This window comes from Chryseobacterium sp. GM_Chr_2 (assembly GCF_026540445.1).
Classification (GTDB): domain Bacteria; phylum Bacteroidota; class Bacteroidia; order Flavobacteriales; family Weeksellaceae; genus Chryseobacterium.
In genome coordinates this window covers 208,390-223,867 of sequence record NZ_JALNUD010000004.1, presented here as the reverse complement: position 1 = coordinate 223,867, position 15,478 = coordinate 208,390, and the positions used below count along the sequence as shown (strand labels likewise).

At 34.1% G+C, this 15,478-nt stretch carries 13 protein-coding genes; 2 read left to right on the top strand and 11 right to left on the bottom strand.

Features of this window, described 5'->3' with window-relative positions; genetic code table 11:
* Positions 1 to 9: 9 nt before the first annotated feature.
* Positions 10 to 2,613 carry a tetratricopeptide repeat protein gene (locus tag OXQ85_RS08750; RefSeq protein WP_267403660.1) on the top strand — a complete coding sequence of 868 codons (2,604 nt, stop codon included), beginning with the start codon at positions 10 to 12 and terminating at the stop codon, positions 2,611 to 2,613.
* A gap of 29 nt (positions 2,614 to 2,642) precedes the next feature.
* Here the strand turns inward: OXQ85_RS08750 and tsaB are convergent, their stop codons facing one another.
* The 8 genes from tsaB to rpiB form a co-directional block, all read right to left on the bottom strand.
* A complete protein-coding gene (gene tsaB / locus OXQ85_RS08745; protein WP_267403659.1) occupies positions 2,643 to 3,323 on the bottom strand; it encodes a tRNA (adenosine(37)-N6)-threonylcarbamoyltransferase complex dimerization subunit type 1 TsaB in 681 nt (226 codons plus the stop codon).
* An 88-nt stretch (positions 3,324 to 3,411) separates the two neighbouring features.
* Positions 3,412 to 4,161 carry an SDR family NAD(P)-dependent oxidoreductase gene (locus OXQ85_RS08740; protein WP_267403658.1) on the bottom strand — a complete coding sequence of 250 codons (750 nt, stop codon included), beginning with the start codon at positions 4,159 to 4,161 and terminating at the stop codon, positions 3,412 to 3,414.
* Between the two features lie 147 nt (positions 4,162 to 4,308).
* Positions 4,309 to 4,680, bottom strand: a complete 372-nt coding sequence (locus OXQ85_RS08735; RefSeq protein WP_267403656.1) for a YraN family protein — start codon at positions 4,678 to 4,680, stop codon at positions 4,309 to 4,311.
* Positions 4,681 to 4,682: 2 nt separating this feature from the next.
* Positions 4,683 to 5,036 (bottom strand): hypothetical protein, encoded by a 354-nt coding sequence (locus tag OXQ85_RS08730; RefSeq protein ID WP_267403655.1) that lies wholly within the window; start codon positions 5,034 to 5,036, stop codon positions 4,683 to 4,685.
* Positions 5,037 to 5,038: 2 nt separating this feature from the next.
* Positions 5,039 to 5,968 carry an LD-carboxypeptidase gene (locus OXQ85_RS08725; RefSeq protein ID WP_267403654.1) on the bottom strand — a complete coding sequence of 310 codons (930 nt, stop codon included), beginning with the start codon at positions 5,966 to 5,968 and terminating at the stop codon, positions 5,039 to 5,041.
* Positions 5,965 to 6,651, bottom strand: coding sequence for a LysE family transporter (locus tag OXQ85_RS08720; RefSeq protein ID WP_267403653.1), 687 nt, complete (start codon positions 6,649 to 6,651; stop codon positions 5,965 to 5,967). Before OXQ85_RS08720 ends, OXQ85_RS08725 begins: the two co-directional genes overlap by 4 nt.
* 68 nt (positions 6,652 to 6,719) lie before the next feature.
* Positions 6,720 to 8,873, bottom strand: coding sequence for a ribonuclease R (gene rnr, locus OXQ85_RS08715; RefSeq protein WP_267403652.1), 2,154 nt, complete (start codon positions 8,871 to 8,873; stop codon positions 6,720 to 6,722).
* Positions 8,874 to 9,188: 315 nt separating this feature from the next.
* The gene (rpiB, locus tag OXQ85_RS08710; RefSeq protein WP_267403651.1) at positions 9,189 to 9,623 is read right to left on the bottom strand and encodes a ribose 5-phosphate isomerase B; all 435 of its coding nucleotides are present in this window, start codon (positions 9,621 to 9,623) and stop codon (positions 9,189 to 9,191) included.
* 555 nt (positions 9,624 to 10,178) lie between these two features.
* Between rpiB and OXQ85_RS08705 the strand changes: the two genes are divergently transcribed.
* Positions 10,179 to 11,369 carry a phosphoglycerate kinase gene (locus tag OXQ85_RS08705; protein ID WP_267403649.1) on the top strand — a complete coding sequence of 397 codons (1,191 nt, stop codon included), beginning with the start codon at positions 10,179 to 10,181 and terminating at the stop codon, positions 11,367 to 11,369.
* A 639-nt stretch (positions 11,370 to 12,008) separates the two neighbouring features.
* Here the strand turns inward: OXQ85_RS08705 and OXQ85_RS08700 are convergent.
* The 3 genes from OXQ85_RS08700 to ybeY form a co-directional block, all read right to left on the bottom strand.
* Positions 12,009 to 12,830: a class I SAM-dependent methyltransferase gene (locus OXQ85_RS08700; RefSeq protein ID WP_267403647.1), complete on the bottom strand. Its 822-nt coding sequence runs from the start codon at positions 12,828 to 12,830 to the stop codon at positions 12,009 to 12,011.
* Between the two features lie 115 nt (positions 12,831 to 12,945).
* Positions 12,946 to 14,808, bottom strand: coding sequence for a tRNA uridine-5-carboxymethylaminomethyl(34) synthesis enzyme MnmG (mnmG, locus tag OXQ85_RS08695; protein WP_267403645.1), 1,863 nt, complete (start codon positions 14,806 to 14,808; stop codon positions 12,946 to 12,948).
* 258 nt (positions 14,809 to 15,066) lie between these two features.
* Positions 15,067 to 15,474: an rRNA maturation RNase YbeY gene (gene ybeY, locus OXQ85_RS08690; RefSeq protein WP_267403643.1), complete on the bottom strand. Its 408-nt coding sequence runs from the start codon at positions 15,472 to 15,474 to the stop codon at positions 15,067 to 15,069.
* Positions 15,475 to 15,478: the final 4 nt, after the last annotated feature.

Here is a 15,478-nt window from a genome sequence, read left to right as displayed (position 1 = left end):
TATTGAATAATGAAAAAGAATATTTTATTCCTTTTAGTGGCGTGTATCGTTATTTCGTGCGGAACGAAAGTAAAAAGGCCGGAACAGCGATCCAAGTTCATGAAGGGTTTTACCACATATTACAACACCTTGTTTAATGCAAAAGATGCGTTGAATAATGAGTTTGAAACTAGAGATAAGGCACATAAAGATAATTTTTATGCACCTTATATTCCTATTTTAACCTACGAAGATCAGCCGTTGGGAAGTGATTTGGGGCAATCTTCAGCTTTCGCCGAAAACTCTATGAAAATGGCGGAAATCAATAGAGGTTCTTCCAATGAAGGAGTTCCTCAAAGAGCGTTAGGCGCTGCTAAAAATGCTTTAGGAAGACCCCAAGAACCCAACGAAGAGCCTGCTACAAAAGGTGCTACCACGCTTGAAATTGCTGAAGCAAAGGCGTTAAAGGCAATCAACAAATATTCTGTAATCCGAAACGGAGAAGAGAAAAATAAGCAGATTTTCGAAGCTTACATGATTCTTGCTCAATCAAGAATTTACAGAGGAAAATCTTTGGAAGCACTTGATGCTTTGAACTATGTTTTCACTCACATGAAGGAAGACAAAAGAATTCCTTTAGCAAGAATTTATCAGGGTTTAGCGTATGCTCAGATTAAAGATTATCACAAGGCTCACGAGACTTTTGCAAAGCTTCAGAATGATAAAATTAATAAAAGCTATCAGAAATTATTAAGTATTTATTATGCTGAATCTCTTTTAGATGCGAATAAAAAAGACGAAGCCGTCAAAGAATTAGATCGTGCTTTTGAACTGAACTCCGACCGAAAATTAAAAAGCAGAATTGCCTATCTAAGAGGGCAGGTTTTACAAAATTCCGGACAAAGTGATAAGGCAAGAGAAAGTTTTATGGCGGCTTATAAATATGCCAACGATTTCGAATTTGAAGTGAAATCTCAAATTGAAGTTGCCAAAACTTTCAACGGAAAAGGAGACTATGAAGGCGGTAAAAAGTATCTTGAAGGCATCAGTAAGAAAGGAACTTACGGTTCCCGAAAGAACGAATTTTTATATGCTTTAGGGCTAATGGCCGATAAAGCTGGTAAAAAAGATGAAGCTCAGCAACTATTCAGAAAATCTTTGCTGGAGAAGGTTTCAGACCCGCAAATCCGTGGTTTGGCATATTATGAAATAGGGCAGGGCTACCTTTCTAAAAACGATTATATCGGCGCGGGAAGCTATTATGATTCCGCTTTAGCTGTGATGACCTACGAGCCGTCAAAAATTTTATTGCAAGATCAGGCTACAAATATAAAAAAAATATCCAGAAACTATTATTTAATCAAAAAAAATGACAGTATTCTGAATCTGGTAAAAATGTCTCCGGAACAAAAAACAGATTTTTTCAGTAAATATATTGCCAAATTAAAAATTAAAGAAGAAAAAGAAGAGCTTGAAAGAAGACGTGCTGAAAGAGCAAAAGGCTTTGATACAGGCGATTATAGTTCAACTTCTTTATTTGCCAACAGCTCCAATTCTTTTGAAGATTTCGGGGTTGCTTCTAAAGGCTTCTATTTCAGCAATACAGGAACGGTAGCGAAGGGAGCTTCTTCATTTAAGCAAGTTTGGGGAGACAGAGCATTGGTAGATAACTGGCGTTATTCTAAGAAAATGGGCGCATCGCTTGATGATATGAAAAACGAGGCTTTAGGACAAACTACAGCGCCTAATCCGAGACGTTTTGAGCCAGCTTTTTATATTGAACAAATTCCAACTGATGCAGGTAAATTATCTCAACTGAAAAAGGATAGAGATACTGCTTCATTAGGCTTGGGAATCATGTATCAGAATTATTTTACCAATACTTCTTTAGCCACGAAAACATTGTACGATCTGGTAGATGTTCAGCCAGAAGAAAAAGTAATGTTGCAGGCATTGTATGAGATTTTTGCCATGAATCATGAGAAAAATCCTATGGCTGCCGAAAGAGCAAAAAGTATTTTGTTGAAAGATTATCCATATTCATCTTTTGCAGAATTTGCACGAAATCCGAAGAGTAATACGTTTGTAAAATCTTCTGAAGCCGTTGAAAATGAATACAAAAGGGCTTATGCTTTATATGAATCTGAGAAATTTACCGAAAGTAAAGATGTTTTAGATCAAGCTATTCAAAAAAATCCTAAAGATGCTTTGGTTCCAAAATTATCATTGCTAAATGCTTTCAACGCAGGAAAATCGAGTGGGAAAGAGGTCATGATTCTCCAGCTAGAACAAATTGTTTTAAATTATGCTAAAACACCTGAAGGTCTGAAAGCTAAAGAAATGCTGAATTATCTTAAGAGCGATTTATCTTTCCAGGCTACGGATAATAAAGGAAATAATTTAGCCCAAAAACCGGGAGAAGATGGCGGAAATTTCGTTCCGAATCAGCCGGGTTCAAACCAAGGTCTTAATAAAAATCCTCAGGGCACTACGATGATGAATAATTTGCAGCAGAATCAAAATAACAAGCAGCCACAACAAGTGGTTCCTAACAATAACAATCTATTGATTGATGATTTGAATTCAGCACCGCCAACAACGCTACCAAAGAAGCCGGCTAAAAAAGCACAGTAAATTGAATTACAATAAAAAAAGCGAAGAAATTAATCTTCGCTTTTCTTTTTCTTAACTCCATGAAAATCTTTCAGATAAAAAGGCTCGAAGTACGCAATGTCTTCAAAATCTTTATTGTTGATCTTTTCAAGGGATTTATTGATTAAATATTGTGCAGAAGGGTAGATGGCTGCATTATACTCGGCATTTGGAAGTTGCAAAATTTCCTGTGCTTTCTTTGAACCGTCTCCTAGAAATATCACTTTTTTGTCTTTAAATTCTTCAAAAGAAGTCTCATCTAAAACTTTGGCTTCCGTCTCAGAAATTTCTTTGCCTGTCATACCGTCATAAACTGCCGTATAAACCTCCATTCTCCTCGCATCGATCAAAGGTATTACAAAGTCATAGTTTTGGCTTAAAAAAGGTTCTATCATGCTTTCTAAAGAATTTACTGCAACCAATGGGATTTTTAATCCATAGCAGAAGCCTTTAGCAGACGAAGCGCCAATTCTCAAACCCGTGTAAGATCCCGGACCTTTTCCTAAAGAAACGGCTTCAATATCTTTCATTGAAATTCCGGCACCTTCCAACGCCCATTCTACAAATGTGTGCAGGCTTTCGGATTGTTTATAGTTTTCAGAAACTTCTTCGGTTAAACACAATAGTTTTTCGTTGTCGGAAATAGCCACCGAGCAGTTTTTTGAAGAAGTTTCAAGATATAAGATTTTCATTTTTTTAAATGTAATAATTCAACAGTTTAGCAAATTTATCGTGGATAAAATGCTAATATTTCTGCAAATTTAAACCATTATTTCGAGACTATTTTCTATAAATTGTTCTCGGTTCTGCCTGAGCCGACGGATAGATCGTCATATCTGAAATGCAAACATGTTTCGGAGCATTAACGCAATAAGCGATGGAATCTGCAATGTCTTCAGCTTTTAAAGGCTCATATCCGGCATATACAGTAGAAGCTTTTTCGCTGTCACCTTTGAATCTTACCATAGAAAAATCTGTTTCCACTGCGCCTGGTTGAATATTAGTCACTTTAATTCCAAATTCTGTTAATTCTATTCTCATTCCTTCAGAAATTACATCAACTGCTTTTTTGGTAGCGCAATACACAACTCCATTAGCATACGTTTGCCTTGCAGCAACAGAACTGATGTTTACAATATGACCAGAATTTCTTTCTTTCATTCCCGGAATAATCATTTTGGAAACATACAAAAGTCCTTTCACATTTCCATCGATCATAGAATCCCAGTCGTCCGTTTTACCTGCTGATAGCGGATCAAGACCATGAGCATTTCCAGCGTTATTGATTAAAACATCAATATTTTTCCACTCTTCCGGCAAAGAATTGATCGCAGTTTCTACTTCAACTAAATTTCTAACGTCAAATTTTAAACTAAATACTTCGGTAAATTGAGAAAGTTCAGTTTTTACAGAATCTAAGACTTCAGTTCTTCTTCCGCAGATGATCAATCTGTTTTCCTGTTTAGCTAAAAGTTCTGCTGTAGATTTTCCAATTCCGGAAGTAGCACCGGTTATCAATACTGTTTTCATAATTTTGTACGTATTAACTGTAAAATTTATATTAATGAAGACAATTTAAAAACTAAATATTTAGTCAATCAATAAAACTAAACAAACAGTTGATATCAATCGTTTCAATAATTTTTAAAATATTTTATTTCGGTATTGTGCTTTTTATTAATTAACATCAAATGCTTCGAAGGCATCGGGAATATGTTCAATAACTAAATTTCCTTTTTCATCCGGAAGAACAGAAATAATATCAAATCTTACTTCTTCATTTCTATTAAATTCTTCAAGATAGTGATTCGCTGCAGAAACAATTAATCTGATTTTCGTCTTTGTAACCGCTTCCTGAGGCAAAATAAATACATCTGTCGAGCGAGCTTTCACTTCTGCAACGATGATGAAATTATCCTTTTCAGCAATAATATCAATTTCAGCTTTTTGAAAACGAAAGTTTCTCACCAAAATTTTGTAGCCGTTTTTCTTTAAATAATCAACCGCCAGATCTTCTGCTTTTTTTCCGAAATCGTTGTGTTGTGCCATTTTTAATTTTTACTAAATGAAAGAATATCACCACCTACGTCTATTTGCCTATTTTTACAATCCCAATAAAAAATAGATTTATATTTTTTTCTAATCACCGGGTTAGTATATCTAGTCATTTGAGGATGAAATGCTTTACTTTCACTAATTACTTTATCTTTTTCATCTATAATTTTAAAAATGTAATATTTTGTATGATCTCTTCTAAAAGACTTTGAATATTGCAATAAGGTTAAATTTTTATCACAAGGACATTTTTCTTTATAAAGAAGTTTAGGGCTGTTATGAAAAAATATTAAATAAATAACAACAATTCCTGCTAAAAACAAATAAACTACATTTAGCAAATCTTTCATGGCTAAAACTCAATCTTAACCTTGTTTTCAACTTTCATTTTAATTTTACTTCCGATAATCAAAGGACGATTGTCTTTAATATGCCCATTTGGGAAACCAAAAACAACAGGAAACTGATACTTAGAAATTCTATCTGAAATTAATTTATAAGCAAATTCATCAAAGCTTTCTTCGTATTGTTTATTGTCTTTTTCGTCACCCATGTTGGTCATTCCGCCAATGATTAATCCTGAAATTTTTGTGAAAACTCCTGCAAGTTCAAGACTCATAATCATTCGGTCAAGCGCATAAAAATTTTCACCAATATCTTCAATGAAAAGAATTTTGTCTTTGAAATCGAAAGAGTATTTTGTTCCTAAAAGAGCATAAATTAACGCCAGATTTCCACCAACCAATTCTCCTTTAATACTTCCTTTTTTATTTAATTGATGGGAAGCAATTGCATACTTTGGCGTCTTGCCTTTTAGAATATCAAAAATCAATTCATAGCTTTCCGCCGTTACGCCAAAACTTGAAGTTTTAATGGTTTGCCCGTGAATAGAAGCAAAACCTTTTTTCAATAAATAACTTTGAATCACTGTATTATCAGAATACCCGATATACCATTTCGGGTTTTTAGCAAAGTTTTTCAGGCTTAATTCCTGAATAAGATGCTGACATCCATAACCGCCCCTTGAAGCCCAAACCGCAGAAATTTCATTATCATTTAAAGCCCAATTGAGGTCTTTTAATCTTTCCTTCTCTGTTCCGGCATAATTGTATCCGTTAGAGAATTTAGTGTAAAGATGCTCACCTAAAACAGGCTCATATCCTTTACTTTTAATCATACTTATTCCCTTTTCGAGCTGAGAAGCTTCTACTGCTCCTGCAGGGGAAATTACAGCTATTTTATCCCCTTTTTTAAGGGATTTTGGAAAGATTATTTTTGTCATTTGGTCTTTTGATATTTAACTTCAGTTTTCTCTGCTTCTTCAAGCCTTTTATCGAATTGATTGAATTTTTTAAAGCTTTGAAGGAAAATAAAGAAACTGAATACGATAAGAATTCCGCCAACGATTCTTCTGATTTTGTTGGCCAATTTTTGGGTTAATTTATCATGGAATTGTTTTGCAAGAAAGATCTTCATTAGATCAATCAATAGATAAGTACCAATCACAACTCCGATGTATAAAATAAAATTGCCGGTATCCGGATATTGATTTCGCACGGAAATCACCGTTACCAGCCAAAATAGGATAACTCCTACATTTAAAAGATTGAAGAAAAAACCATTAATAAAAGTTTTAAAATAATTCTGATTAATGATCTTTTCTTCTCCCGCTATATGCATTTTGGTTTTCGTTACCATCATTACAATCCCATACACAAAAATAAGGATGGATGTAATTCTGTAAAAACCAGGATGTTTATCAATTAAAGTTACAATATCTGCGCTGGCATAATAAGCTGCCAAAATACACAGTAAATCTGCCGAAATCACGCCAATATCCAATGCCAATGCATGTTTTGGACCTCTGGAAAAGCTGGTTTCTATTAAAAGGAAAAAAATAGGTCCTATAAAAACCAGACTCAACATGAATCCTAATATAACAGCAGATAATATAAGTTCAAACATTCAGTATTTTTTTAAAATGAAAACTAAATTTCACTTCATTTAATACAAAAGTAAACTTTATGTTTTAATTAATCAACTATCTTGAAATCCAACTGTTTTTGAATCAAGTTTGCTTTTACCACTTTTATCTGAACCTGATCTCCCAACTGATATCTTTTTCCGTGTCTAGACCCGTATACTGCGTGAGTTTTGGCATCATACGTATAAGAATCATCAACCAAATCTCTCAATTTAATCAAACCTTCTGCACCATTTTCAGGAATTTCAACCCAAAAACCAAATTCTGCAACTCCGGAAATTACACCATTGAAAGTTTCTCCCAAGTGTTTTTCCATGAATTTCACCTGCATATACTTAATGGAATCTCTTTCTGCATCTGCTGCCAATCTTTCCATTGAACTGCAATGTTTTGCTTTTTCTTCCAATTCAGGTCTGCTCGGAGATTTTCCACCATCCAGATAATGCTGCAACAATCTGTGCGCAATTAAATCCGGATAACGACGGATAGGAGAGGTGAAGTGGCTATAATAATCAAAACCTAGACCGTAGTGACCGATTGGTTCTGTAGAATAAACTGCTTTACTCATGCTTCGCATCGCTAAGGTTTCAATCATATTTTCTTCACCTTTACCTTTCACATCGTGCAATAATCGGTTTAGAGATTCCGCTACTTTTTTGGTATTGGCAAGATCCATTTTATAACCGAAAGTTGAAACAAAATCTCTCAAAGATTCTAATTTCGCTGGATCCGGATCGTCGTGAACTCTATAAATAAAGGTATTATCGCTGATTCCTCCTTTTTTATTTAATGAAACAAATTCAGACACTTTTTTATTCGCCAGCAACATGAATTCTTCAATTAAATGGTTAGAATCTTTACTGATTTTAAAGTAAACTCCGATCGGCTGATTGTTTTCATCTAAATTGAATCGAACTTCGCTTCTGTCAAAAGTAATCGCACCGTCTTTGATTCTTTTCTGACGCATAATTTTCGCCAGTTTATCTAAAACTAAAATTTCTTCTTTGAAATCGCCATCCTGTCCTTCAATTATTTCCTGAGCTTCTTCGTAAGTAAACCTTCTATCGGAATGAATCACCGTTCTTCCAAACCATTGTTTCTGAATTTCTGCGTTATCATTCAATTCAAAAACAGCTGAAAAAGTGAACTTATCTTCGTGTGGACGAAGCGAACAAACATCATTACTCAAAACTTCCGGAAGCATAGGTACAACGCGGTCTACCAAATAAACCGACGTCGCTCTCTGATAGGCTTCATCATCCAAAATCGTTCCCGGAACCACATAATGAGACACGTCTGCAATGTGAACTCCTATTTCCCAGTTTCCATTTTCCAATTGTCTGATCGATAGAGCATCATCAAAATCTTTAGCATCTTTCGGGTCAATCGTGAAGGTTGTTATTCCACGCATATCCCAACGTTTTGCCACTTCTTCATCGTTGATACTTCTATCAATTTTATCGGCGTCTCTTTCCACTTCTTCAGGGAATTCGTAAGGGAGACCGTATTCAGCAAGAATAGAGTGAATTTCCGTTTCGTGTTCTCCGGGAGCACCCAAAACCTGAATAATTTCACCTTCCGGATTTTTATCTCCAGGTTTCCATTCTGTCATTTTTACGATTACTTTATCGCCGTCTTCAGCACCTCCAAATTTACCTTTTGGAATAAAAATATCAGTGTTGATCGTCTTTTTATCGCAAACAACAAATCCGAAATCCTTATGGGTAACAACCTGAAGAGTTCCCACAAATTCTGTTCTTGTTCTTTCCAACACTTCCAAAACTGAACCTTCCAGCTTCTTTCCTTTATAAGTATACGTTACAATTAAAACTTTATCGCCTTGCAATGCATCTTTCACATTTTTGGAGTGAATAAAAATATCATCTTCCAAACCTTCGACATTAACGTAGGCATTTCCGGATTGATTAAAATCTATAATTCCGCTTAATGTTCCTTTAATATTAAGATTAATAACGTATTTTCCTTTTTCGGCTTCTTTAATTCTTTCATCGGCCTTGAGCTTATGCAAAGCCTGGATCACAAGTTCTCTCTGTCTTGGATTTTTATAATCTATCCCATCCGAGATCTGTTTATAGTTATAGACCTTTGTGGAATTTTCATTCATAAATCGTAAAATAAGTCGCCCTATTTCTCTCAGTTTATGGTCATTTTTCTGACTTATATATTTTCTTTTTTTTGGCATTTTAAATTATTATTAGTTATAGTCCAAATACAAAAATTAATATGAACAAATACAAAAGCTGTTTGTATTACAACATTAATTTCATTTAAACACTATCAATTTTTCTTCCAATTATTCTACAACGGAAGTTTTAGTTTTGTATAAATTTAATACAAATATGGAGAAGAATGGAGAAAAACCTTTTATTAAATATGTTTTACTATTTATACAGGTTTAAATGGAAATAATAGAATGGTAATTTCTATCGGACAGTGCAAAGATACAAATTAAAAAATAAATAAGGCTTGCAAATTGATTTACAAGCCTTTATATATTTTAGCAAAATGGAATTTTATCCACTCTGTTTTGATGTCTGCCTCCTTCGAAATCTGTAGAAAGAAATTTATCTGCAATTTCCATCGCTAATTCTTTGGATATGAATCTTGCGGGAATAGAAATCATATTCGCATCATTATGCTGTCTTGCCAATGCTGCAATCTCCGGCATCCAGCAAAGGGCACAACGAATCTTCTGATGTTTGTTCGCCGTGATCTGAACACCGTTTCCACTTCCGCAAAATAAAATTCCCAATTCGTTCTCACCATTCTCAACAGATGTTGCAGCAGGGTGTACAAAGTCCGGATAATCCACACTGTCTGTGGAAAACGTTCCAAAATCCTGAACTTCAAACCTTTCCGAAAGATAGTTCTTAACAATCTCCTTATACTCGTAACCAGCATGGTCAGCGGCAACGGCAATTTTTCTTTTCATAATTCTTGTATTAAGCCTTTATAGATTTATTTCAACACAAATGTAAGTATAATGTGGATAAGTCTTAAATTTTTGCGAATTAATTGTGAAATGCAATGTTAGTAAATGTGGAAAAATGTTTGAAAATAAATGTTTCGTAACATTAGAAAAATTTGTAATGGAATTTGAGTCCAAATTTTTTGCTCACAATTTTAAAAAAGTTTTCTCAGAGTAATTGTTAGTTTTTCCATATAATATTTATTAATAAAGGGAATTTCATAAAATTATCAACATTTGTTAATAAGTGGTATAACAGCTCTATTTTACAGACATTTAGAATGTATATAAGTTGTGAAATGAGTCACAATCTTTTGTTATCAAAATAAGGCCTAAAACTTATCCACGAAACTAACAATACTTAACAACAGTATCATTTTTCTTTTTTTAAAGAGAAAGAAATTATGTTGATTAATGAATGTGGAGTGTGGGGGAAACTTTTTGAAAACTTTTAAAGGGTTGCGGCTTTTCGGGAATTTTAAAATCTTACATTTGTGAAACGAAAATTCTACGATATTTATGAAAACAATCAATGATTTCAATTTTAATGATAAGAAGGCTCTTGTAAGAGTGGATTTCAATGTTCCGCAGGATGATCAGCTGAAAGTTACAGATAACACGAGAATCGTTGCCGTGAAGCCTACGGTTGACAAGATTCTTCAGGACGGTGGTTCTGTGATCTTAATGGCTCACCTAGGAAGACCAAAAGGTGAGGTGAAGGATGAATTCTCACTGAAGCATATTGTGGCGGAAGTTTCTGCGGTTTTAGGACAGGAAGTGAAGTTTGTGGATGAATGTGTAGGAGAGAAGGCTGAACAGGCTGCTGCAGAGCTTAAAGCGGGTGAAATTCTTTTATTAGAGAATCTTCGTTTTCATAATGAAGAAGAAAAAGGTGATGAAGCTTTTGCTGAGAAACTTTCTCAATTAGCAGATGCTTATGTGAACGATGCTTTTGGTACAGCGCACAGAGCTCATGCTTCTACAGCAGTTATTGCTAAATTTTTCCCATCAACTAAATTTTTCGGTTTACTAATCGCTAAAGAACTTCAGGCTATCGATAAAGTATTGAAAAGTGGTGAACGCCCTGTAACAGCTATATTAGGAGGATCAAAAGTTTCAACTAAAATTACCATTATAGAAAATATTCTTCCTGCTGTTGATAATTTAATCATCGGTGGTGGAATGGCTTTCACATTTATTAAAGCTTTAGGAGGTAAGATCGGAACTTCTTTGGTGGAAGAAGATAAACTACCTTTAGCACTGGAAATTCTAGGAAAAGCAAAAGAACATAATGTAAAAGTTTACCTTCCTTCTGATACAATTATTACTGAAACATTCAGCAATGATTCTGAAAGAAGAGAAGAAGATATTTATGCCATCCCGGAAGGATGGATGGGATTGGATGCAGGTCCTAAATCAAGAGATCAGTTCAATGATGTATTGTTAAATTCAAGAACGATTCTTTGGAACGGTCCGATTGGTGTTTTTGAAATGTCTAATTTCTCAGCCGGAACGGTTGCCCTTGGTGAGAGTATTGCTGAAGCTACAAGACAAGGAGCTTTCTCTTTAGTTGGAGGAGGGGATAGTGTTGCTTTTGTAAAACAGTTCGGCTATGCAGAAAAAGTGAGTTATGTTTCTACCGGAGGTGGAGCGATGCTTGAAAGTTTGGAAGGTTTGGAACTTCCGGGTGTTGCTGCGATCAACAACTAAAAAATTTTTAAAAGTATAAAATTTTAAGTCCGCTGAATTTTTCAGTGGACTTTTTTATTTTCTATTAACTTTTAAATTTTGAAAACCTTGTAAATTCATTTTTATAAAAATTTATAAAAAATAGATTTTTCAAAATTTTGGATAAATCTTATGAATCAAATTTCTTTATCATTAAATGTGAATTTAATTTTAAATGTTCAGTAAATTTTTCAAAATTTAATTTTCCTTTTTTTGAATTTTTGTCTTTTGTTAATTTTTAGGATTGATTATTTCCAAAGTTTATCCTTCCGTAGAATCTAAATTTTCAAATTTTACTTTTTTCTAAAATTATACAAATCGATTACTATCCAATTATTTCGGTTTTAATTTAAATTTCAATTTTTGATGGAAAATTTAGAATTTGATCAAATCCTGAAAAATATTTTCGGTTTTCAGGTTTACTAACTTTTTACTAACAAAATTTGATAGGATTGAAGTGATTTTTCAAAAAATTACCTTTTCAAAAAAAAAATTCTGAGAAAAGTTATGGAGTAGGGGAAACCGGAAAAAATAAAACCTGAGAAAATTTTCCCAGGTTTTTGCTTTTTAGTCCAAAAATGCTGAAAATTGACCTTCAAAAATAGGTCAAAAATCGATTTTCTACTTTTTTTCGATAATGTATATCAAACTTGAAAATTCGTTAGAAAAAAGGGCTTTTACGTTAGAAATTGTTCCGTAGATCGTTGCTTTTAGCCAAAAAAGAGGGGATTTCTTGTATTTTTCGCTCAACATAGAGATGTAATACGAATCCAAGACCAATGGTTTAATTTTTCTCATTTTCCAGTTGGGCTTCTTAGAAATTAAATTTTCCATTCCATTTTTCGAAAAATGATAAATGTGTCTCGGCACATCGTAAGCCGCCCAATATTCTTTATAATGTTTTGCATCGTATGAAGTAGGATTGGGAACGGCAATAATAAGTAAACCTTTTTCTTTTAATTTTTTATTAAAGATCTCAAGCATTTCGTCTTGATTTTCCACGTGCTCGAAAACATGCCAAAGCGTAATGGCATCTAAACTTTGATCTTCAATAAGATTAATATTATCTAAAATAGTAGCTTTTGAAATTTTATTTTGTGCCGCTTTTCTGGCATCTGCATCAGGTTCAAATCCAAAAGTTTCGAAATCATTTTCTATATATTTTACAAATTCTCCCGCACCACAACCGTAATCCAATACTTTTGAATCTTTTTTAATTCTATCTAAAAGTATTGTTTTTTTGTACTGTAAATTGAATGATTGCAAAAATTTATAAAGCTTTTCTTTTAAGCTTCCGGAATCCTGATGATGGGAAATATAATCTTCACTTTCGTAATATTTTGAAATATTCGATGGAATAGGGGAGGTCTTGAAAACTCCTTTTGTATCTGTTTCTTTAATTTCAAATATTTCCTGTGAAAGAAAATGATCTTTTATTTTCATTGAATTTGTTTATTTATACATAAAAAATTAAGATATTCAGAATTCTAATCAAACTCATAAATATCTTAATTTTAATTATTATTTTTAGTAATGTTTCACGTGAAACATTTTAAATTTATCTTCCTAAATATACCAATAAAACATTAATATCTGCAGGAGAAACCCCACTGATTCTTCCGGCTTGCGCTATCGTTTTTGGTCTTACATTAGACATCTTTTGTTTAGCTTCTGCAGAAAGACTGGATATAGTCTTATAATCAAAATCTTCAGGAATTTTAATATTTTCCAAACGATTTAACTTAGCTACATTCTCTTTTTCTTTTTCAATATAGCCTTTGTATTTAATATTTACTTCAGCCTGTTCTCTTATTTCGTCGTCATATGCAGAAGAAACCTCCTTAATAAAATCTATCTCATCAAGTTTTTCCAACGTCATATTAGGTCTTGTAAGGATCTGAGCTGCTCTGTAAGCCTGATCTACTGGGCTACTTTCAATAGTTTTCAAAACTGGGTTAATAACTCCTGGCTTTAAAGACGTTTCTCGCAAAAAGGCTTCAAGTTCTTGACTTTTAGTTACTTTCTCTTCAACTCTTTTTAATCGATCTTCTTTCGCTAAACCTAGATCAAAAGCTCTCTTCGTCAATCTGATATCTGCATTATCTTGTCTCAAAAGAAGTCTGTATTCCGCTCTTGAAGTAAACATTCTGTAAGGTTCTTCTGTACCTTTCGTAATTAAATCGTCTACTAAAACTCCGATATAGGCTTCATCTCTGTTTAAGATAAATTCGTCTTTTTCGTGTACTTTATTGTGTGCGTTGATCCCTGCGATCAGACCTTGTCCTGCTGCTTCTTCGTACCCTGTTGTTCCGTTAATCTGTCCGGCAAAGTATAAATTATCGATCAATTTTGTCTCTAAGGTATGCTTCAATTGGGTAGGAGGGAAGTAGTCATATTCAATTGCATAGCCGGGGCGAAATACTTTTACATTCTCAAATCCTGGAATATGTTTCATTGCTTTGATCTGAACATCTTCCGGAAGAGAAGAACTGAATCCGTTTACATAGATTTCTACGGTCTTCCAACCTTCCGGTTCTACGAATAACTGATGTCTGTTTCTTTCTGCAAAACGGTTAATTTTATCTTCAATTGATGGACAATATCTTGGTCCTAAACTTTGAATTGTACCATTGAACATTGGACTTCTATCAAACCCTTCACGTAAAATATCGTGTACCGTTTCGTTCGTATAAACGATATGACAGCTTAATTGTTTGGTTAATTTAGGTGTGTCTAAATAGCTAAACTTTTGTGGATTTTCATCGCCTTTTTGTTCTTCCATTTTAGAATAATCAAGACTTCTTCCGTCTACTCTCGGTGGGGTACCAGTCTTCATTCTTCCTGCTTCAAAACCTAAAGAAACTAATTGTTCTGTAATTCCGAAAGCGCGGGGTTCACCCATTCTTCCGCCTCCTAATTGTTTATCTCCAACGTGAATCAAACCATTCAAAAATGTTCCGTTTGTAAGAACAACTGAATTGGATCTGATCTCGATTCCTAATGAAGTTACAATACCAACAGCTTTACCATTTTCGATAATAAGCTGCTTTACCATGTCCTGAAAGAAATCAAGATTTGGAGTATTTTCTAATGCTAAACGCCATTCTTCTGCGAAAAGCATTCTGTCATTTTGTGTTCTTGGAGACCACATCGCAGGACCTTTTGAAAGGTTAAGCATCTTAAATTGTATCGCAGATTTATCTGCCACAATTCCTGAATAACCACCCATCGCGTCAATCTCTCTTACGATTTGTCCTTTTGCGATTCCGCCCATCGCGGGGTTGCAGCTCATCTGTCCGATGGTTTGCATATTCATCGTAACGAGCAGCGTTCTCGAACCTAAGTTTGCAGCTGCAGCGGCTGCCTCACAACCCGCGTGGCCGGCACCTACTACGATTACATCATATATTTCTGAAATCATTTTTTATTGCTTGTTTTAAGCCTTAATTTTTTAATTTAATTTACAAATGTTTCACGTGAAACATTTGTAAATCTTATGGTCTAAAATCTCTTTTATTGTGCTTTATTTAGCCCCGATCGCAGCATTTGTTTGAGCTCGTTTTCTTTTTGAATGAAAAGAAAACAGCGAGTGCGGAGAGCGGGAAATAGCTCCTAAAAAAATAGAGATTTAGAGGTTTTGAAATTAACTAATTTCTCTGTCTCTGAATCTCCAATTTCTTTATTCGTATTTTGCTAAATAATGATCTTCTTTACTTCGCATCAACTTTTCTTCTTCCTCTGTTTTATCTTTGTATCCTGAGAGGTGAAGAACGCCGTGGGCTAAAACCCGTCTTAGTTCTTCTTCATATTCTCGGGATAGAGTAGAAGCGTTATCGGAAATCCGCTGCAAAGATACAAAAATCTCTCCGCTTATTGTTCTGCCTTTTACATAGTCAAATGTAATAATGTCAGTATAGTAATCGTGTTGTAAATAATCCTGATTTACCTTCAATAAATATTCGTCGTCGCAGAAAATATAATTGATCTCGCCCAGCTTTTTTCCTTCTGAAAGAATGATGTCTTCCAGCCATTTTTTGTATTCTGTATTTACCGTCTCTGGTAAGTTTTCGTAAAAGAATTGTATCATTGTT